This window comes from Streptomyces sp. BB1-1-1 (assembly GCF_031597775.1).
GTDB classification, from domain to species: domain Bacteria; phylum Actinomycetota; class Actinomycetes; order Streptomycetales; family Streptomycetaceae; genus Streptomyces; species Streptomyces thinghirensis.
Genome location: NZ_CP134203.1, coordinates 7,974,347 through 7,993,488 on the forward strand (window position 1 = coordinate 7,974,347; position 19,142 = coordinate 7,993,488).

The following is a 19,142-nucleotide window of genomic DNA, read 5'->3' on the forward strand; positions in this document are numbered from 1 at the left end:
GTCACCCGTGGGCGCGCACTCGTGCCCTCCACCCCCGCCTCCCGTTTCCGCCGGCCGGCGGACGGGCAGTCCCCGGCGGGGGAGCCGAGGGGCGGCCCCGGACGTTCGGTGAGCCGATACGTCCGGGGCCGCCCCTCGCACGGCTCCGAACGACACTCCCTAGGCGTGGCTTCGGCGCCCCGAGTAGGCCGACCAGCGCCCGTCGCGCCGGGACACCGTGATGTCGCGGCCGAAGCAGGCGGTCAGGAGGGAGTCGGTCAGGACACCGTCCACGGCCCCCTGGGACAGGACCCGGCCCTCGCGCAGCAGCAGGCCGTGGCTGACGGCCGGGAACAGCTCCTCCAGATGGTGGGTGACCGTCACGGTGGCCAGTCGCCGGCGCCCCTCGGCCAGTTGGTGCATGGCCTCGACGAGATCCTCGCGGGACGGCAGGTCCAGGGCGTTGAACGGCTCGTCCAGGAGCAGCAGGGCCGGGTCGGCCATCAGCGCCCTGGCGATGAGGACGCGCGCCCGCTGCCCGCCCGAGCAGACACCGTACGGCCGGTCGGTCAGTTCCTTGATGCCGAGTTCGGTGAGGAGGTCGTGGGCCCGGAGCCGGACCTCGTCGTCGTACGTCCGCCACAGGGGCTGCACGGTGCCGCTGTGGCCGGTGAGTACGACGGCGTGGGCGGTGAGGTCCTGCGGCACCCGCTGGGCGGAGCTGACATGGCCGATGCGTGCCCGGAGCTCACGGACGTCCACCCGACCGAGCCGGCTGCCGAGGACCTCGACGGTGCCGGTCGTGGGGTGCATGAGCGCGCCGAGCAGCCGCAGCAGGGTGGTCTTGCCGGCGCCGTTGGCTCCCAGCAGGGCCCAGTGCTCTCCCGGCCGGACCGTCCAGTCGACCCCGTCGAGGATCAGGTGGTCCGTCGTGTGGCGGCGGACGCTGACGTCCTGGAGCCGCAGGACGGCGGCCTCGTACTCGTCCACCGTTGACTCGACTGTCTGCCCGGCCATAGCGGAACTCCTTCGCGCGGGACGCCGATCGTTCACGGGGAACGGTAGATGCATCCACCACGCGCCTGCCGGGCCGTCCGGTTCCTGGACGGCCCGGTCCGCTCCACGCCGGAGACGGGTCAGGGTCAGACGCCCGCCACCGACTGGATCCACGAGCGGTAGGCGGTCACGTTCGTGTACGCGGTGGTGGTCTGCCGGTCGCTGGTCGAGGCGACTCCCACCTGGACGCCGCCGGCCATCATCGGGCCGCCGGAGTCGCCGCCCGCGGTGATGCCGTCACCGGGGCGGGCGCAGATCGCCTGGCCGTAGTAGGCGTCGTAGCAGCCGCGGGTGACGGTCAGGTTGGCGACCTTCAGGTACCGGGACTGGCAGTTGATCTCCGAGCCGCACCGGGAGGTGGCGCCCCAGCCGTAGACCTGCACGCCCTGGCCGACCCGCACCGTGCCCGGCTGCCCGAGCTGTGCGTAGGAGGCGGACACCGAGCGGTCGAGCCGGACCAGCGCGAGGTCCGACGAGGAGTGGGTGACGGTCTGGACGCCGTTCGCCACGGTGCCGCCGGAGCTCTGGTCGAGGCTGCCGATGCGGAAGGAGAGGTTTCCGCCGCTCACGCAGTGCTTGGCGGTCAGGATCCAGGTGGGGGAGATGATGGTCGATGAGCACGTCTGGGTTCCGTTGGAGAACAGCCGGGCCGCCCAGGGGGCGTTCTGCGCGTAGCCGCCGCCGATGATCGGCTGGGGGCCGCCGTCACCGGGCCGGGGCTCCGCCGCGGAGGCGCTGGGTGCGAGCGCGAGGGCGGACAGCAGGGCTGCCATGAGAGCGGCCGCCAAGGTGGGGACGAGTCTGGATATGCGCAAGGCTCCTCGATTCCGACGACACGCGTGGGGGCGCGTGTTGATGTGTGGGGGCGCCGCTCAGCATGTCGGGCGCGGATCCGCGGCCACCAATCCCGACTGGTCATAACGCGCCGTTATGGCGGGCCCGGGCCGGCCGGCGGAGCCTGCCGGCCGGCCCGGTGAGTCGGTTCAGCCGGCGGGCGAGGCCGGTGCGTCCCTTCTGTCGCGCACGGTCATCAGCAGGGTCCGGGGCCGTACGGTGGCCGCGGCGACGGGCCGCACCGTCCGACCGGGAGCCGGTTCCAGCCGCACCCGCCGGGTGATCGTGGCGATGGCGGTGACGAGTTCGGTGAGGGCGAACCGGTCACCGATGCACTTGTGCTTGCCCGCGCCGAAGGGCAGGAACGCGTGCGTGGGCCGGGGCTGGTCGCTGTCCAGCCAGCGGTCGGGGTCGAACCTCAGCGGATCCGGGAAGAGTCCGGGGTCGCGGTGGAGTGCGTGCTGGCAGTAGGCGAGTTCGGTCCCGGCGGGCACGGTCCACGGGCCGAGCCGGGTCTCGGCGACGGTGCGGCGGGTGACGAGCCACCCGGTGTGGTGCAGCCGCAGGGTCTCGTCGACGACCCTCTTCAGGTACGGCAGCCGGCCCAGGTCGTCGAAGGTGACCGGCCGGTCGCCGAGCACCTCGTCGAGTTCGTCCAGCACCCGCGCCTCCACACCGGGGTTCCGGGCGAGCTCGTACAGCACCCAGGACAGCACCGAGGCGGTGGTCTCGGTGCCGGCCACGGCCAGGGTGAGGATCTCGGAGGAGATCTGGTGGCCGGTCAGCGGTCGGCCGGTCTCCTCGTCGGTGGTGCGCAGGAGCAGGGAGAGCATGTCGCCGGTGTCGTGGCCGGAGGCCTGGAGGTCGGTGACGGCCCGGTCGATGGTGGCCCGTACGGCGTCGCGTGCCGCGGTGAAGCGGCGGTTGACGGGCAGCGGCAGGCGCTCGATCCAGTCGGGCAGCATGACCCGGGCGCCGACGCCGTTCATCACCACCGAGAGGTCCGCGCGCAGCCGACGGAACGTGGTGTCGTCGAGGCTGCCGGAGAAGACGGTCTTGGCCAGCATGTTCAGGCTGAGCCCGACCATGGCCTCGCGCACGTCGAGTACGCGGCCCGGGGCCCAGCCGGCGACGGCGGCCTCGGTCTCGCCGCGCATGGTGTCGACGTAGCGGGCGATCTCGTCGCGGGCGAAGGCCGGTTGGAGCTGGCGTCGTCTGCGGACGTGGGCCTGGCCGGCCGCGGTGACGACGGAGTCGCCCAGCAACTGGCCCATCTTCTCGAAGAACCGCCCCTTGTCGAGGCTGGGTCCGAGGTCGGTCAGCATGGTGCGGATGAGGTCGGGGTCCTGGACGACCAGTGTGCGGGTGCCGGGCTGGAGGGTTATCTCGACGAGCGGTCCGTAGGAGGCGCGCAGTGAGGCGATGAAGCCGAGGTTGTCGCGCAGGAGCTGTATCGCGTGACCCAGAAGCGGCAGCGAGCCCGCTGCTCTGGGTATGGGGGGAGGCGCTACGAGCGTCACGAGGGTGCGTCCCTTCGAGTCGATCTTGGGCGCCTCCATGGCTTCCCTGATCACCGCCCGGAACAATCCGCGCGAGGGCGTGGTGTTCGCCACGGCCCGTCAGGCGCCGTCAGGGTGTGGGCGGGCGAGCGGTGGGGCACATTCCACTTCCGGTCGCCTTTCAACCCACGTACCCACGTACTCACGTACCCGAGTACGCCGCGGGCCCGCTGCCGGGTCAGCGGAGCAGCAGCTGCACGAGGGCGACGGTGCCGACCGCCACGACCAGTATCCGCAGGACCAGCGGGCTGAAGCGGCGGCCCACCTTGGCTCCGAGGTAACCGCCGAGGGCGGAGCCGACCGCGATGAGCGCGACGGCCGTCCAGTCGAAGTCCGCGGCGAAGAGGAAGAAGAGCGCGGCGACGGTGTTGACGATGGCGGCCAGCACGTTCTTGGCGGCGTTGAGGCGCTGCAGGGAGTCGTCGAGGAACATGCCCATCAGGGACAGGTAGATGATCCCCTGCGCGGCCGTGAAGTAGCCGCCGTAGACGCTGGCGAGAGTCAGGCCGGTGAACAGCAGTGGGCCGCCGTCACGGCGGGGGGAGTTGCCGGTGCGTTCGCGGCGGCGTTGCACCAGCCTGCCGATCCGGGGCTGGAGTGCCACCAGCACCAGGGCCAGACCCACCAGGACCGGCACGATCGTCTCGAACGCGTCGGCCGGCAGCGCCAGCAGCAGCGTGGCGCCGGCGAGGCCGCCGATGAGCGCGCCGACGCCCAGTTTCAGGATGCGCCGGCGCTGGCCGCGAAGCTCCTTCCGGTAGCCGATCGCCCCGCTGATGGAGCCGGGGATGAGGCCGAGCGCGTTGGAGACCGTGGCGGTGACGGGGGACAGCCCCGTCGCCAGCAGTACGGGAAAGGTGATCAGGGTTCCGGAGCCGACGACGCTGTTGATCGCCCCGGCCCCGACGCCCGCCGTGAACACGGCGGCCATGGCCTCCGGCGTCACCCCGTGCCGCCCCGCGCCGCCCACGGACCCGGCCGGAAGGTGTCTTGTGCATCTTTCACGGGGCCGACTGTACCCACCGCCCGAGTCGATCCAGATGCCGGTCCCAACCGGTCCTGGTTGAACACTTCTTGACGTAAATTCACCTGATCACGCGGTGATACGATCACCGCGTTTGCGGAGCGGGCGGATGGGTGAAATGCCGCATCCCCGACTTCAGGGACAGCCCGGACGGCAACCCCGGTGCGGGCAGTCCACCGGGCCGCCCGCGTAGACGGGAATCCAGCAAGCCGGCCTTCAGTCGCCTGAAGAGAGTCTTATGACGGAATACACAGGGAACCCATTGCTCTGGGTCCTTCTCGTCGCCCTCGTCGCCGCCGCTGCGCTCATCAGCCGCCAGCGCAGGGCGGCACGAGCTCTGCGGCAGCAGGTCCAAGGGCTCAGGGATCATTACACGGAGCTGGAGAACGATTACGGGAAGTCCGTGCGGGCGGCTCAGGAGCGGGCCGAGGACGAGACGAAGACCGTGCTGAAATCGGCCATGCGGACCCTGCAGGGCCTCGCCGCCGAACAGCAACTGGTGCTCTCCCGGCTGCAGAGCAAGTACGGCGACTCGGCGCTCCTGCAGGACCTGCTGGAGATCGACCACACCAACTCGCAGTTCGGCCGGCGCGCCCAGTCCATCGCGGTCCTGTGCGACGGCTGGCTCGGTGGCCGGCGTGACACCGCCTCGGTGTACGACGTGGTGCGCAGCGCCCAGGGCCGGATCCGGCACTTCCGCCGGGTGGAGATCCTCTCCCAGGTCGACTTCGGCATCACCAGCCGCGCCGTCGAACCCGTCGCCCTGGCCCTCGCCGAGCTGTTCGACAACGCCACCAGCTACTCCAGCCCGGACACCGTCGTCGAGATCAACATCCGGACCGTGCCCAAGGGCATCTGCGTCGTCGTCGACGACGCCGGTGTCGGCATGAGCGACGAGGAGCGTGCCCGCGCCGACAAGCTGCTCGCCACCGAGCGGGCCTCGGGGGTGGCGGGGCTCGGCAACCCGCCACAGTTCGGCTTCGCGGTCATCGGCCTGCTGTGCGAGCGTTTCGGCTTCGAGGTGTCGGTGGACTCCTCCTCCCCCTACGGAGGTGTACGCGCGGTGGTCCTGTTGCCGCACGAACTGCTCACCGCCATGCCGGAGAAGAGGGCGCCCGCCCCCGCCGCCCGCGGTACGGCCCGGCCGGGCCCGGACGGTGGACCGGAGACGGCGCTCACCTCGTCCCAGACCGATGACGGTCTGCCCCGGCGGCGCCGCAAGCGCCCGATGGCCATCGTGCCCGGCAGCTCCTCCGGCCCGCGCCAAGCGGGCCGCTCCGACTCCGAGCAGGCGCAGATCATGGGTGCCTTCCAGCGGGGCACGCAGACCGGCCGCGTCACCCGGCCCGAGGACACGGACCGGACGAGCAGAACACCTGGTGCAAGCAGAGAAGGACATGAGGACTCGTGAACGACGATCTGTCATGGATGCTCGACAGCGCCCTGGAGATTCCCGGGGCCCTGCACGCGGTCCTGATCTCCGCCGACGGCCTGCTGATGGCCCGGACGCAGGACTTCGACAAGGACGACGCGGACCGGGTCGCCGCCGCGATGAGCGGTGTCCAGTCACTCAGCCGCACCCTCGCCTTCTTCTGTGAGGACCCGCACCAGGCGTGGCGGCAGACCCTGGTCGAGTTCGACGGCGGCTGGGTGTTCCTGATCTCCGCCGGCGAGGGCGCCTACCTCGGCGTCTCCGCCTCCCCGGAGGTCGACATGGCGGACATCACCTTCCGGATGCAGCAGCTCGTCGCCCAGCTCGGCAAGCGGCTGACGACACCGCCGCGCGAGAACCTCGGCACCCGCTCATGACCGGCCGCGACGGCTGGGAGCCGGAGGCCGCCGAATTAGTACGGCCGTACGTCATCACCAAGGGGCGCGGCCTGCCCGACGAGGACGACCTTTCCCTCATCACCCTGGTCACCGCCTCGGCCGAGGACGCGCGGCGGCCGACCCGGCTGTCCCCCGAGGAGCAGAGCCTGCTGGAACTCTGCTCGGCCGGCTATCTCTCGGTCGCCGAGATCGCCGGACACACCCATTTCCCGCTGGGCGTGGTGCGGATCCTGCTGGCATCCCTCATGGAAGGCGGCTACGTCATGACCCGCCCGCCGGTGGCCCCCGCGCGCCTGGCCGACAGGGAGATCCTGGAGGAGGTGCTCAATGGGCTCCGCGCCAAGTTTGGGTGAACAGGACTACGTACGCGGCGGGGCGACCCAGACCGCGGTGAAGATCCTCGTCGTCGGACACTTCGCGGTGGGCAAGACCACCCTCATCGGCTCCATCTCCGAGATCGAGCCGCTCTCCACCGAGGAGACGATGACGCAGGCCGCCGAGGCGGTCGACGACCTCAAGGGGGTCCAGGGCAAGACCACCACCACGGTCGCCATGGACTTCGGCCGCCTCACCATCAGCGACCGCGTCGTGCTCTACCTGTTCGGCACGCCCGGCCAGCAGCGCTTCGTGCAGATGTGGGAGGACATGGCCCGCGGCGCGCTCGGCGCCCTGGTGCTGGTCGACCCCGAGCGGCTGGCCGACTCCTTCCCCGTGATCGACCTCATCGAGCACTACGGACTCGAGTACGCCATCGCGGTCAACCACTTCGACGGGGCGCCGCTGCGCGACGAGCGGGCGCTGCGCGAGGCCCTGGACCTGCTCGACGACACCCCCGTCGTCACCTGCGACGCCCGCGACGAGAAGTCCTCGGCCGCCGCACTGACCACCCTCGTCCGCTACTTGCTGGACCGCACCCGCTAGGAGCTGGGAGCAGACATGAACGCCCACGACACCGCCCCGGTGCCGCCGCCCGGGTGCCCGGCCCACGGCTCCGGCGCCCGGGTGCCGCTGCACGGGACGGAGTTCGCCGCCGACCCCCAGGCTTACTACGAGTACCTGCGCCACTACGGGGCCGCCGCGCCCGTCGAGCTGGCCCCCGGGGTCGAGGCGACGCTGGTCACCGACTACGCGGCGGCGCTCCAGCTGCTGCAGGACTCCGGTTCCTTCCGCAAGGACGCGCGTCGCTGGCGGGCCTTCAACGAGGGCAAGGTGGGCCCGGACAGCCCCGTCGCGCCGCTGCTCGCCTACCGGCCCAACTGCATGTTCGCCGACGGCGCCGACCACCTGCGGCTGCGCCAGGCGGTCACCGACAGCATGGCGAAGGTGGACACCCGTCGGCTGAGCCGGAGCACCGAGCAGATCTCCGGCTACCTCATCGCCCAGTTCCGCGGCCGCGGCTCGGCCGACCTGCTCGGCGACTACGCCAAGCAGCTGCCGCTGTTCGTGTTCAACGAACTCTTCGGCTGCCCCGCCGACATCGGCGACCGGGTGCTGTTCGGCATCTCCGGCATGTTCGACGGCGTCAACGCCGACAAGGCCACCGCGGTGCTCTTCCAGGCGGTGGGGGAGCTGGTCGCGCTCAAGCGGAGCAAGCCCGGTGACGACGTCACCTCCTGGCTGATGCAGCACGAGGCCGGGCTGACCGACGAGGAGATGGTCCACCAGCTCGCGCTGCTGCTCGGTGCGGGCGCCGAGCCGCTGCGCAACCTCATCGGCAACACCCTGCACCGGCTCCTGACCCACGAGCGGTACGCCCGAGAGGGCGGCCTGATCGACGAGGCCCTCGACGACACGCTGTGGGAGAACCCCCCGATGTCGAACTACGCGCCGCACTACCCGGCCGCCGACACGGAACTCGCCGGACAGCGACTGCAGGCGGGCGACCTGGTCCTGGTCAGCTTCGCCGCGGCCAACACCGGCCCCGCACTCAGGGCGTCGCGCCAGGCCGGCAGCAACCGCGCGCACCTGGCCTGGAGCGCCGGCCCGCACGCCTGCCCGTCCAAGGAGCCGGCCCGGCACATCACGGTCACCGCCATCGAGCACCTGTTCAACGAACTGCCCGATGTCGAACTCGCCGTCCCCGAGGACAGCCTGACGTGGCGTCCGGGTCCCTTCAACCGGGCCCTGGCCACCCTCCCGGCCCGCTTCACCCCGGTGCGGTCCGGGCGGCGCGGCGACCCGCAGCCGGGCTCCGGGGCGGCCGAGCCGGACAAGGCGGCGGGTCCGGCCCGGCCGGCCGAACGCAGCGGCATGTGGAGCCAGTTCCTCAACTGGCTCACACGGTGACATGCGCAACACCCTCCCAACCTGCCCCTCCCGCATGAAGGTTCAACGGCACGGGTAGTGAGCAACGCGGCATTCAAGTTGCTTACGAGTAAAAGGAGGTGTCGTGGACCACATATCCACGAACGCCGCTTTCCCGCCGCCGAACCCCCCGATACCCGCCTCCCCAGGCGGGTATCTCGCTGTGCGGCCCCGGCCGGGGACGGGCCGGTGACCGCCGCACCGACGGACACGGGCCTGCGGGGCACACAGACGCTCGGCGCCTTCACCGGCGGCCAGTTGCGAAGACTCGGCGCGGTCGCCGGCCTGTCCGAGGCCGACGTCGATACGTACGCCCGTGTCCTGACCGACTCGCTGGGCCCGGTGGCCGAGCGGCCGCTGAGCCTGCCGCCACCCAGCCGCACCTTCCTGTCCGACGACCACACCCCCGTGGAGTTCTCGCTCTCCTTCCAGCCCGACGCGGCCCCCGCCCTGCGGGTGCTCCTGGACCCGGGCTGCGGCGCAGACAGCCTGGCCCGGGGCGGCCGTGTCGGACTCGAGGCGATCCGGGCGATGGCCCGGCGCTGGCACTTCACCACCGGACCGCTCGACGACCTCGAGGACCTCTTTCTCCCGCCCTCACCGCAGGGTGCCCTGGCCCTGTGGTGTGCCCTGGAGCTGAGACCGGGCGGTGTGCCCAAGGTCAAGGTCTATCTGAACCCGGCCGCGAACGGGGCGGAACGTTCCGCCGGAACCGTGCGCGAGGCTCTGCACCGGCTGGGCCACCGGCAGGCCTTCGCCAACCTGCCCCAGGGAAGCGGGTACCCCTTCCTCGCCCTGGACCTGGGGGACTGGGAGGAGCCCCGGGCGAAGGTGTACGTGCGCCACGAGGACCTCACGGCCGGCCAGGCCGGGCGGCTGTCCCGCATGTCCCCGGGACCCGGCCCCGCGGCGATCGAGGGATTCTTCCGGACGGCCGCGGGCCTGGGCCCCGACGTGACCGGGCTCAGCAGGCGGCCCGGCCTGTCCTGCCACTCTTTCACCGACACCGCCGCCGCCCGACCGAGCGGTTTCACCCTCCACATCCCGGTCAGGGACTACGCCGGGCACGACGGGGAGACCCTGGCACGGGCGGCGAGCGTGCTGCGCCATCACGGCATGGACGCCTCGGTGCCGGCCCGTGCCCTGGCCGCGCTCACCGACCGGCGGCCCGAGGACGGCGTGGGGCTGATCGCCTATCTGGCACTGGCCCACCAGCAGGACCGCCCGCCGCGGGTGACGGCCTACCTCTCCTCGGAGGCGTACGCGGTCAGGCCGCCGGCCGTGGAGTCCGTCCGCCACCCGGTGGCGGTGCACTGAGCGGGCCTTCCGGACACCGCAGGGCTCCCGGTGAGACCCACCGGGAGTCCTGGTCACGGACGGGGTGGCCGGGTGCCGGTGGCGGCACCCGGCGGGACGGCTACACGGGCAGCGACTCGCGGAACTCCGCCAGATACGGGCCCACGTCGACCTGGATCGAGGCGCCCTGGGTCCGGCCGTAGCGCTCGACGATGGCGGCGAGATACGTGCCGATCTCCTCGCGCATCTCCGCCGCCGCGGGCAGCTCGGCCTCGCCGTCGATGATCCGCGCCACCCACTGCGCCTGGGCCTCCACCAACCGGGTGATCGCTCCCACGGGACGGACCAGCCCGACGAAGTACAGGCCCGGCCGGTCGGCCGGGACCACCCGTCTGTACAGCTCGACCGAGCCGTCCGCCGCCACCGGACAGCCGGCGGGCAGGAAGGGGAAGGTCATGTGGAAGCCGGTGCAGTACACGACCGCGTCCGCCGCCACCCGGGTGCCGTCGGTGAAGACGACCTCGTCGCCGTCGAAGGAGGCGATCGCGGGCTTCGGGGTCACGGCGCCGTGCCGGATCCGGCTGAGGATCTCGTCCGAGAGGGTCGTGGCCGACGAGAAGACCGGGTGGTCGGGCTCGGGCAGGCCGTAGTCCGCCAGTCTGCCGCGCGCGACGAGCAGGGCCTCCTCGGCCCACTTGCGCCGCTCGGCGAAGGACATCTCGTTCCACCAGGGCGCTTCGGCGATCTCGTCGAGCGACTTCCCGTACAACTGCTTGGGCACGATGTGCAGTCCCCGGCGCACCGAGAGCACGGTCTCGGCGGCGTGCCGGGACAGGTCCGCGGCGATGTCCACCGCCGAGGCGCCGAGGCCCACCACGACGACGCGCCGGCCTGCGAAGTCGCCGCCGTCGCGGTAGTCGAGGGAGTGCAGAATCGTTCCGGTGAATGATTCGGAACCCGCCGGGAGCGGGTCCGGCAGAGCGGGGTCGGTGTGGTGTCCCGACGCGACGATCACCTGCTCGAACCGCCGCGACGCCATCTCGCCGTCCGCGTCCCGGCTGACCACCGTCCACCTGCCGTCCGCGTCCTGGTCCACGGAGACCACCTCGGTCCGCAGCTCGACGTGGTCGCGCAGGCCGGCCCGGTCGGCGAAGGAGCGCAGATAGGCGGCGACCTGGCTGTGCCGGGGATAGAGCGGATACGAGTCCGGCATCGGGAAGTCGGCGTAACCGGTCAGCTGCTTGGCGGTGTTGAGGTGCAGCGACAGGTACCCGGGGCCCCGCTCGGCCGCCTCCGGCTGACGCCAGATCCCGCCGACGTCGGGAGCCTTCTCCAGGCAGACGAACCCGATGCCACGCGCCTTCAGGGCGTGGGCCACCGCCAACCCCGACAGACCTGCACCGATCACACACACACGCACGGGATTTCCCCCCAGGACGGACTCAACCTCCCCCGATCATGCAGTGACTGCCCATCCACACCTCTCCGCACACCAGCACGAGTGGTGAACGGACGTGTCGGTGCTCACGTTTGGTCCCTCTGCCGGCCGACGGTCACGCCTGGCGCAGATCCCTCACCCGGCGGAGCTTGCCCAGTGAGCGCTCCAGGGTCTCCGGGTCGACGATCTCCACCTCCACGGTGACGCCCACGCCGTCCTTGACGCCCTGCCGGATCGCGTTGGCGGCGGCCGCGCGCTGCTCGGGGCCGGCGTCGGGGCGTGCCTCGACCCGTATGGTCATGTGGTCCATGCGACCGCGCTCGGTGAGCTGGATCTGGAAGTGCGGGGCGACGCCGGGCGTGCGCAGCACGATCTCCTCGATCTGGGTGGGGAAGACGTTCACCCCGCGCAGGATGATCATGTCGTCGCAGCGGCCGGTGACCTTCCGCATCCGGCGGAAGGCGGGCCGGGCGGTGCCCGGCAGCAGCCGGGACAGGTCGCGGGTGCGGTACCGGATGACCGGGAGCGCCTCCTTGGTGAGTGAGGTGAAGACGATCTCGCCCTCCTCGCCCTCGGTCAGCACGGTGTCGGTGAGCGGGTCGACCACCTCGGGGTAGAAGTGGTCCTCCCACACGTGCAGCCCGTCCTTGGTCTCGACGCACTCCTGCGCCACGCCGGGGCCGATCACCTCGGACAGCCCGTATATGTCGACGGCGTGGATGTCCATGCGCTCCTCGATCTCACGGCGCATCTCCTCGGTCCACGGTTCGGCACCGAAGATGCCGACCTGGAGGGAGGTGGTGCGCGGATCGACACCCTGGCGCTCGAACTCGTCGAGCAGGGTGAGCATGTAGGACGGGGTGACCATGATGATCTCGGGCCGGAAGTCCTGGATGATCTGCACCTGCCGGGCCGTCATGCCGCCGGACGCCGGGATCACCGTGCACCCGGCGCGTTCGGCGCCGTAGTGCGCGCCGAGGCCTCCGGTGAACAGCCCGTAGCCGTAGGAGATGTGCACCTTGTGGCCGGGGCGGCCGCCCGCGGCCCGGATCGAACGGGCGACGACGTCCGCCCACATCGACAGGTCGCCCTCCGTGTAACCGACGACGGTGGCCCGGCCGGTGGTGCCGCTGGAGGCGTGCACGCGCCGCACGTCGGCCATCGGGACGGCGAACATGCCGAAGGGGTACGTGTCCCGCAGGTCGGCCTTGGTGGTGAAGGGGAACCTGGACAGGTCCGCGAGGCTGCGGCAGTCGTCGGGCTTCACCCCGGCGGCGTCGAATTTCCTGCGGTACAGCTCCACGTTCTCGTAGGCGTGCCGCAGCGTCGTGCGCAGCCGGTCGAGCTGGAGCTCCCGGAGCTGCTCACGGGACAGCCGCTCGGCGCCGTCCAGCAGGTCGTGGGGGAGGGGCTCTCCTCGGCGGGGTGCCGGGGCCGTCCCGGTCGTCGGCTCGCTGCTCATCGCGACTCCTTCGTCGTCGTGCCCGGCGTCTCGCGCGCCGTAGTGTCCCGCACGCTGCGGCTGCGGCCGCGGAACTCCGCGATCACCTCTCCGGCGCGCCGCACGGTCACGTCGTAGACGCCGCTGCGGCCGAACCGGGCGCGTTCCTCGGCGCTCGCCACGAGTACGTCGCCCTCGCGGGCCGGCGCGACGAAGACGATGTCGGCGCCCGCCGCCACGGTCACCGGGCCGTGGCTGTTGCAGGCGCAGGCGAAGGCGGTGTCGGCGAGCAGGAACAGGTAGCCGCCGTGGGCGATCCGGTGTCCGTTGACCATCGCCGGTGTCACGGTCATCCGGAGCACGGCGCTTCCCTCGCCGTGCTCGACCAGCTCGATGCCCAGCCGCCGGGACGCCTCGTCCGCGGAGAACATCACCTCCGTGGACGTCGGCTCAGCGGCCTGCGACACCCTTCCCAGCACGTGGTCCCACCACCTTGTCTCCCGACCGACCATTCGGTTAGCGCATGGCAGGGCCCAGTAATCCAGCCGTGCGGTTGCCCTGTCAAGAGTGTGGTCGGCGGGGGTCCGGGTCTTGCCCGGCACCGGGAAACACGTCACACTGATACCGAACGAATGGTCGGTTGGGAAGCTGGTGACGATGACCACGACACACGCCGCCGAGGCGCCGCCCCCGGACGGGCTGCAGGAGCACTTCGACGCGACGATCGCGCACGACCAGCGCGTCGAACCGCGCGACTGGATGCCGGACGGCTACCGGAAGACGCTGATCCGGCAGATCGCCCAGCACGCCCACTCGGAGATCATCGGCATGCAGCCGGAGGGCGAGTGGATCACCCGCGCGCCGTCGCTGCGCCGCAAGGCGATCCTGTTCGCCAAGGTCCAGGACGAGGCCGGCCACGGGCTGTACCTGTACTCGGCGGCCGAGACGCTCGGCGCGGACCGCGACGACCTCACCGAGCGGCTGATCGAGGGGCGCCAGAAGTACTCGTCGATCTTCAACTACCCGACCCCGAGCTTCGCCGATGTCGGCGTGATCGGCTGGTTCGTGGACGGCGCCGCGATCTGCAACCAGGTACCGCTGTGCCGCAGCTCGTACGGGCCGTACGCGCGCGCGATGGTGCGCATCTGCAAGGAGGAGTCCTTCCACCAGCGGCAGGGCTACGAGCTGCTGATGACGATGATGCGCGGCACCGACGCCCAGCGGGAGATGGTCCAGGACGCGGTGAACCGCTGGTGGTGGCCGTCCCTGATGATGTTCGGCCCGCCCGACGACGCCTCGCCCAACTCGGCGCGGTCGATGGCCTGGAAGATCAAGCGGCACAGCAACGACGAACTGCGCCGCCGCTTCGTCGACATGACCGTCCCGCAGGCCGAGAAGCTGGGCGTCACCCTGCCCGACCCGGAGCTGCGCTGGAACGAGGAGACGGGGCACCACGACTTCGGCACCCCGGACTGGGACGAGCTGACGCGCGTCATCAAGGGCGACGGCCCGTGCAACGAACAGCGGATCCAGCGGCGGCGGACCGCCCACGAGGAGGGCGCCTGGGTGCGCGAGGCGGCCACCGCCCACGCGGCCAAGCAGGCGGCCCGCACGGAGAAGGGAGCGGCGGCATGAGCGCCGAGAAGCAGGGCTGGCCGCTGTACGAGGTGTTCGTGCGCGGCAAGCGCGGCCTCAACCACGTCCACGTCGGCTCGCTGCACGCCGCCGACGACACGATGGCCCTCACCCACGCCCGCGACCTCTACACCCGGCGCAACGAGGGCGTGAGCATCTGGGTCGTGCGCTCCGAGCACATCGCCGCCTCCACCCGCGACGAGAAGGACCCCTTCTTCGCGCCCAGCGCCGACAAGGTCTACCGCCACCCGACCTTCTACGACATCCCCGACGACGTCCCCCACATCTAGGAGCAGGGCATGAGTGACGACCACGTCTACCTGACCCTGGCCGAGGGACACGAGGACGACACCCGCTGGGCCTACGGCACCGGCTTCGAGGACCCGCTGCACGGCGTCGACACCACCGTGCCCGAGGGAGTCGACGCCGGTGCACTGGCCGCGGACTGCGTGGCGCTCGCCGACGACGCCCTGGTCTCGGCGCAGCGGCTCGCCGAGTGGGTCACGCGCGCGCCGGAGCTGGAGGAGGAGGTGGCGCTGGCCAACATCGGCCTCGACCTCCTCGGCCAGGCCCGTCTGCTCTACTCGCGCGCGGGCCAGGTCGACGGCACCGGCCGCGACGAGGACGCCTACGCCTACTTCCGGGACGCCGGCGACTTCCGCAACGTGACGCTGGCCGAACTGCCCGGCGGCGACTTCGCGTTCGCGATCGTGCGGCTCCTGGTTCTCTCCAGCTGGCGCCTGGCCCATTTCCAGCGGCTGGCGGCCCACCCCGACCCGGTCCTCGCGGCGGTCGCGGCGAAGGGCGTCAAGGAACTGACGTACCACCGGCAGTACGCCGCCGAGTGGGTCGTACGCCTGGGCGACGGCACGGACGAGTCGCACCGCAGGACGCGCGCGGCGCTGGAGCAGATCGCCCCGTACCTCGGCGAACTGCACACCGCGTACGACGTCCGGGACGAGGTCGCCGACGACCTGCGCCAGGTCACCGAGGCGGCCGGACTGCCCCTGCCGGTGTACCGCCCGCTGCCCGGCTCCGGCCGCGCCGGCGAGCACACCGAACATCTGGCGCCGCTCCTCGCGGAGTTGCAGGGCGTCGCCCGCGCCCACCCGGAGGCGACATGGTGACCGGCGGCCCCGCACTCCTGGACGTCCGCCGCGCCCGGCACGTCGCCGAGCAGGTGCCCGACCCCGAGCTGCCCATGCTGACCCTCGCCGACCTCGGCGTACTGCGCGGCGTCGAGGTGACCGGGGACGGCACCGTGGTCGCGAGCCTCACCCCCACCTACTCGGGGTGCCCGGCCATGGCCGAGATGCGGGCGGACGTCGCCGCGCGACTGCGCGACGCGGGGTACGCGCGCGTGGAGATCCGTACGCTCCTCGACCCGCCGTGGACCACCGACTGGATCACCGAGGCCGGCCGCCGCAAGCTCGCCGAGCACGGCATCGCCCCGCCCGGCGCCGCCCCCCGCGGCCCGGTCTCCCTCGTCCTGTCGCCCACCCGGCCCGCGGTGCCCTGCCCCCGGTGCGGCTCGGCGGAGACCGAGGAGACCTCCCGCTTCGCCGCCACGTCCTGCAAGGCGCTGTGGCGCTGCCGGGCCTGCCGCGAGCCGTTCGAGTACGTCAAGGAGATCTGATGGCCCCGACCGCCCCCGCCTCGGCGACCGCGTCCGCCTCGGCACCGCCGGCGCGCACCCGCCGCCGTCCCGCCTTCCACCGCCTGCGCGTCGCCGCCGTCCAGCGGCTGTGCGCGGACGCGGCGGCCGTGAGCTTCGAGATCCCGGACGAACTGGCCGAGGAGTTCGCCTTCGCCCCGGGACAGTCGCTCACCCTGCGGCGCGAGGTCGACGGCCGGGACGAGCGCCGCTCGTACTCGATCTGCGCACCGGCCGGTACGGTCCCGCGCATCGGTGTCCGGGTGGTGCCGGGCGGCCTGTTCTCGTCGTGGCTGGTGAGCGAGGTGCGCCCGGGCGACACCGTCGAGGTGATGGCCCCCACCGGCTTCTTCACGCCCGACCTGACCACCCCGGGCCACCACGTACTGATCGCGGCCGGCTCGGGCATCACGCCCATGGTGTCCATCGCCGAGTCGGTGCTGGCCGCCGACGACCGCTCGACCGTCACCCTGTTCTACGGCAACCGCCGCACCGACACGGTGATGTTCGCCGACGAACTGGCCGACCTGAAGGACCTCCACCCGGCCCGTTTCCACCTGGTCCACGTGCTCTCCCGCGAACCCCGCGAGGCCGAGGTGCTCTCCGGCCGCCTGGACGCGGAGCGGCTCTCGGCACTGGTCGACTCCCTGGTGGACGTGGAGAGCGCGGACCACTGGTGGCTGTGCGGCCCGCAGGGCATGGTCGCCGACGCCCAGCAGGTCCTGGCCGGCCTCGGCGTCCCGGCGGACCGCGTCCACCGGGAGCTGTTCTTCGCCGACGACGAGCCCGTGCGGGAGGTCCGCCACGAGGACGCCGGCCCCGAGGGACCCGTCAGCGAGGTCACCATCACCCTGGACGGCCGCTCCACGACGTCCTCCCTCGCCCGCGAGCGGAGTGTCCTCGACGGCGCCCAGCAGACCCGCCCCGACCTGCCCTTCGCCTGCAAGGGCGGCGTCTGCGGCACCTGCCGCGCCCTGGTCACGGACGGCAGCGTCGACATGCGCCGCAACTACGCGCTCGAAGCGGCCGAGGTCGACGCCGGCTACGTCCTGACCTGCCAGTCGTACCCGGTCTCGGAGAAGCTGACCGTGGACTACGACAGCTGAGCCCGCAGCACTCCTCGGGCGAGCGGGCGAACACTATGAACGCAATGATCGAAGGGGTGGCCCCGGCCTCGGCGGGTTTCTAACATCCCGGCTCGAGCCGACCCCGCGTTCGGTCGCGGACTCCTGCGGCGCCTTCGACGCGACGTACGGCGACGGTTGCTTCTACGACCCCGGATACCGGCCCGCGCCGTACGCCTCGCGGGTGCGGCCCAGGCCGGGCGGACTCGGCTGGCCCGCCATGACCGCCGCGCAGGAGCGGGCGTGGAGCCGGATCGACGGTGTGGGCATCGTTCCCTAGCTCGCGGGAGGTCGGGCGGCCGACCCGCTCAGCCGTTCTCCGCCAGCACCGCCCGGATCACGTGGCGGGCGTTACCGGCCATCGCCGGGTTGGTCTCGCGGTAGTACGGCAGCGCGATCAGCGCCTGGGAGAGCGTCCGTCCGCGGCCGCGCCGCCAGGCCGCGTCGTCCACGCCGAGCGCCTCGCGGAAGACCTCCCTCGCGCCGGCCGGCAGCAGATTCCAGGCCGGGAAGAGGTCGCAGGCCGGGTCGCCCACTCCCATGCACCCGAAGTCGATCACCGAGGACAGCCTGCCGCCGCTCACCAGCAGGTTGCCCGGCATCAGATCGGCGTGCAGCCAGACCGGCGGTCCGTCCCAGGCCGGGGCCCGCAGCGCGTCCTCCCACACGGCGGCCAGGGCGTCGCAGTCGACACCTTCCTCGGGGAGGCCGCGCAGTTCCTCGATCGCGGACCGGGTCGCCTCGTCGAGCGTGGCGAGCGGGCCGCCGCGATGGGCGCGCGGCGCGTCCGGCAGGGTGACGCTCCGCATCGCCGCCACGAACCCGGCCAGATCCCCGGCCAGCAGCGCGGGTTCGCTCAGCGCTCCGGCATCGGGGATCTCCCCGGGCAGCCACCGGTACACCGACCACGGCCACGGATACCCTTCGGCGGGCCCGCCGTCCCCGAGCACCTCGGGGACGGCGGTGGGCAGCAGGGGCGACAGGCGGGGCAGCCACTCCCGCTCCGCCAGCACGTCCCCGACCCCGCCCTCGATCAACGGCAGCCGTACGACCAGTTCGTCGCCGAGCCGGTACATCGCGTTGACCGTGCCGCCCGACGGGAAGCGCTCGACAGGCAGCCCCGCCCACTGCGGGAACTGCCCGGCGACCAGGCGCCGTACGAGACGGTCGTCGAGGGGGTGAAGGCCCTGCCGCGTCTGCCCTGCTGAGCTCATGCGGCTCATCCGATCCCGCGACGCCGACGGCCGTCAAACGCTTTCCCCATCGGCGAGGCTGACGGACCCGGCTCGGTCAGACGCCGAACTCCGACGGCGACACGCCGAGCGCGGTGCAGGCCTCACGGATCGCGTACTGCTCCGACGGCTCGAAGACCCCGTCGGCTCCGGCGATGACCATGCCGGTCTGGATGACCGCCCGGGCCTCCGCGGGCTTCTTGGCGGCCTTGGCGATCACCTGGAGGGCCTCGCTCTTGCCCAGCTCGAAGTTGGCGACGAGCTTGTCCACGTGCTGGTTGAAACGCTGGCGGAGCTGGTCGGCCGGGAAGTTCTGCAGGACCTCGTTGGAGACGATCAGCTCCTCCACGCGCTGCCGCTCGGCCGGCTCCACCTGGCCGTCGGCCGCGGCGACCAGCGCGCACATGGCCATGCTGGCGTCCCGGTAGGCGCCGCTCTTGAGTTCGGTCTTGACCGAAGCGAGCTGGGTCTTGAACATCCCGATCAGCTGGGCCTTGGAGCCGCCGGAGGACGAGCCGGGCCGGCCGGATCCCTGGTGTCCCTGATGTCCCTGCGGGCCCTGCCCGGGTCCGCTCGCTCCCCGAGTGCCCTGGGACTGCTGGAAGGTCTTGGCCTGGTCCTTGATCTTGTCCCACATCGCCACTCGTGCCACCTCGGCTTCTGTTGCTGCTGCGTGTCCGTCTTGGTCCTTGGCCGCGATTTCTCGCGGCTATCAGGATGAACGCACCCGTGGGCC

The 19,142-nt window shown here is 71.9% G+C and carries 20 protein-coding genes and 1 pseudogene; 12 read left to right on the forward strand and 9 right to left on the reverse strand.

Going from position 1 to position 19,142, the window contains the following annotated elements; all coding sequences use genetic code 11:
- Nucleotides 1–159: 159 nt before the first annotated feature.
- The 4 genes from RI578_RS36615 to RI578_RS36630 all read right to left on the reverse strand — a co-directional run bounded on the left by RI578_RS36615 (nucleotide 160) and on the right by RI578_RS36630 (nucleotide 4,359).
- Complete coding sequence (locus RI578_RS36615) at nucleotides 160–996, reverse strand: ATP-binding cassette domain-containing protein (protein ID WP_310875099.1); 837 nt, start codon at nucleotides 994–996, stop codon at nucleotides 160–162.
- Between the two features lie 125 nt (nucleotides 997–1,121).
- Nucleotides 1,122–1,850: a trypsin-like serine protease gene (locus RI578_RS36620; protein ID WP_310875100.1), complete on the reverse strand. Its 729-nt coding sequence runs from the start codon at nucleotides 1,848–1,850 to the stop codon at nucleotides 1,122–1,124.
- A gap of 168 nt (nucleotides 1,851–2,018) precedes the next feature.
- A complete protein-coding gene (locus RI578_RS36625) occupies nucleotides 2,019–3,482 on the reverse strand; it encodes a cytochrome P450 (RefSeq protein ID WP_310875101.1) in 1,464 nt (487 codons plus the stop codon).
- A 124-nt stretch (nucleotides 3,483–3,606) separates the two neighbouring features.
- Complete coding sequence (locus RI578_RS36630; RefSeq protein WP_310875102.1) at nucleotides 3,607–4,359, reverse strand: sulfite exporter TauE/SafE family protein; 753 nt, start codon at nucleotides 4,357–4,359, stop codon at nucleotides 3,607–3,609.
- A gap of 331 nt (nucleotides 4,360–4,690) precedes the next feature.
- Here RI578_RS36630 and RI578_RS36635 point away from each other — a divergent pair, with 331 nt between their 5' ends.
- The 6 genes from RI578_RS36635 (at nucleotide 4,691) to RI578_RS36660 (ending at nucleotide 9,903) form a co-directional block, all read left to right on the forward strand.
- Nucleotides 4,691–5,863, forward strand: a complete 1,173-nt coding sequence (locus RI578_RS36635; protein ID WP_310875103.1) for an ATP-binding protein — start codon at nucleotides 4,691–4,693, stop codon at nucleotides 5,861–5,863.
- A complete protein-coding gene (locus tag RI578_RS36640) occupies nucleotides 5,860–6,261 on the forward strand; it encodes a roadblock/LC7 domain-containing protein (RefSeq protein WP_053126708.1) in 402 nt (133 codons plus the stop codon). Before RI578_RS36635 ends, RI578_RS36640 begins: the two co-directional genes overlap by 4 nt.
- Complete coding sequence (locus RI578_RS36645) at nucleotides 6,258–6,635, forward strand: DUF742 domain-containing protein (RefSeq protein WP_310875104.1); 378 nt, start codon at nucleotides 6,258–6,260, stop codon at nucleotides 6,633–6,635. The genes RI578_RS36640 and RI578_RS36645 overlap by 4 nt, the downstream gene beginning before the upstream one ends.
- Complete coding sequence (locus tag RI578_RS36650; protein ID WP_121750796.1) at nucleotides 6,610–7,203, forward strand: ATP/GTP-binding protein; 594 nt, start codon at nucleotides 6,610–6,612, stop codon at nucleotides 7,201–7,203. Before RI578_RS36645 ends, RI578_RS36650 begins: the two co-directional genes overlap by 26 nt.
- A gap of 15 nt (nucleotides 7,204–7,218) precedes the next feature.
- A complete protein-coding gene (locus RI578_RS36655) occupies nucleotides 7,219–8,568 on the forward strand; it encodes a cytochrome P450 (protein ID WP_310875105.1) in 1,350 nt (449 codons plus the stop codon).
- A gap of 207 nt (nucleotides 8,569–8,775) precedes the next feature.
- Nucleotides 8,776–9,903: a tryptophan dimethylallyltransferase family protein gene (locus RI578_RS36660; protein WP_310875106.1), complete on the forward strand. Its 1,128-nt coding sequence runs from the start codon at nucleotides 8,776–8,778 to the stop codon at nucleotides 9,901–9,903.
- Nucleotides 9,904–10,003: 100 nt separating this feature from the next.
- Here RI578_RS36660 and RI578_RS36665 read toward each other — a convergent pair whose 3' ends face one another.
- The 3 genes from RI578_RS36665 to paaI form a co-directional block, all read right to left on the reverse strand.
- Nucleotides 10,004–11,302, reverse strand: a complete 1,299-nt coding sequence (locus tag RI578_RS36665; protein WP_310875107.1) for an NAD(P)-binding domain-containing protein — start codon at nucleotides 11,300–11,302, stop codon at nucleotides 10,004–10,006.
- Between the two features lie 133 nt (nucleotides 11,303–11,435).
- A complete protein-coding gene (gene paaK, locus RI578_RS36670) occupies nucleotides 11,436–12,782 on the reverse strand; it encodes a phenylacetate--CoA ligase PaaK (protein WP_310875108.1) in 1,347 nt (448 codons plus the stop codon).
- Nucleotides 12,779–13,192: a hydroxyphenylacetyl-CoA thioesterase PaaI gene (gene paaI / locus RI578_RS36675; RefSeq protein WP_310875958.1), complete on the reverse strand. Its 414-nt coding sequence runs from the start codon at nucleotides 13,190–13,192 to the stop codon at nucleotides 12,779–12,781. The genes paaK and paaI overlap by 4 nt, the downstream gene beginning before the upstream one ends.
- Nucleotides 13,193–13,418: 226 nt before the next feature.
- Between paaI and paaA the strand changes: the two genes are divergently transcribed.
- From paaA to RI578_RS36705, 6 genes and pseudogenes are all read left to right on the forward strand, one after another.
- Nucleotides 13,419–14,396 carry a 1,2-phenylacetyl-CoA epoxidase subunit PaaA gene (paaA, locus tag RI578_RS36680; RefSeq protein ID WP_310875109.1) on the forward strand — a complete coding sequence of 326 codons (978 nt, stop codon included), beginning with the start codon at nucleotides 13,419–13,421 and terminating at the stop codon, nucleotides 14,394–14,396.
- Nucleotides 14,393–14,686 (forward strand): 1,2-phenylacetyl-CoA epoxidase subunit PaaB, encoded by a 294-nt coding sequence (gene paaB, locus RI578_RS36685; protein WP_121750802.1) that lies wholly within the window; start codon nucleotides 14,393–14,395, stop codon nucleotides 14,684–14,686. Before paaA ends, paaB begins: the two co-directional genes overlap by 4 nt.
- 9 nt (nucleotides 14,687–14,695) lie before the next feature.
- Entirely contained in the window at nucleotides 14,696–15,523 is an 828-nt protein-coding gene (gene paaC / locus RI578_RS36690; RefSeq protein WP_310875110.1) for a 1,2-phenylacetyl-CoA epoxidase subunit PaaC, read from the forward strand.
- A complete protein-coding gene (gene paaD / locus RI578_RS36695; RefSeq protein WP_310875111.1) occupies nucleotides 15,517–16,032 on the forward strand; it encodes a 1,2-phenylacetyl-CoA epoxidase subunit PaaD in 516 nt (171 codons plus the stop codon). The genes paaC and paaD overlap by 7 nt, the downstream gene beginning before the upstream one ends.
- Entirely contained in the window at nucleotides 16,032–17,156 is a 1,125-nt protein-coding gene (gene paaE / locus RI578_RS36700; RefSeq protein WP_310875112.1) for a 1,2-phenylacetyl-CoA epoxidase subunit PaaE, read from the forward strand. The genes paaD and paaE overlap by 1 nt, the downstream gene beginning before the upstream one ends.
- Nucleotides 17,157–17,253: 97 nt before the next feature.
- Nucleotides 17,254–17,454: pseudogene (locus RI578_RS36705) on the forward strand (hypothetical protein); the annotation flags it as partial.
- Between the two features lie 28 nt (nucleotides 17,455–17,482).
- On the opposite strand, the gene RI578_RS36710 reads toward RI578_RS36705, so the two are convergent.
- Both RI578_RS36710 and RI578_RS36715 read right to left on the reverse strand, forming a co-directional pair.
- The gene (locus RI578_RS36710) at nucleotides 17,483–18,397 is read right to left on the reverse strand and encodes an aminoglycoside phosphotransferase family protein (protein WP_310875113.1); all 915 of its coding nucleotides are present in this window, start codon (nucleotides 18,395–18,397) and stop codon (nucleotides 17,483–17,485) included.
- Between the two features lie 67 nt (nucleotides 18,398–18,464).
- Nucleotides 18,465–19,049 carry a TerB family tellurite resistance protein gene (locus RI578_RS36715; RefSeq protein ID WP_310875114.1) on the reverse strand — a complete coding sequence of 195 codons (585 nt, stop codon included), beginning with the start codon at nucleotides 19,047–19,049 and terminating at the stop codon, nucleotides 18,465–18,467.
- Nucleotides 19,050–19,142 lie beyond the last annotated feature (93 nt).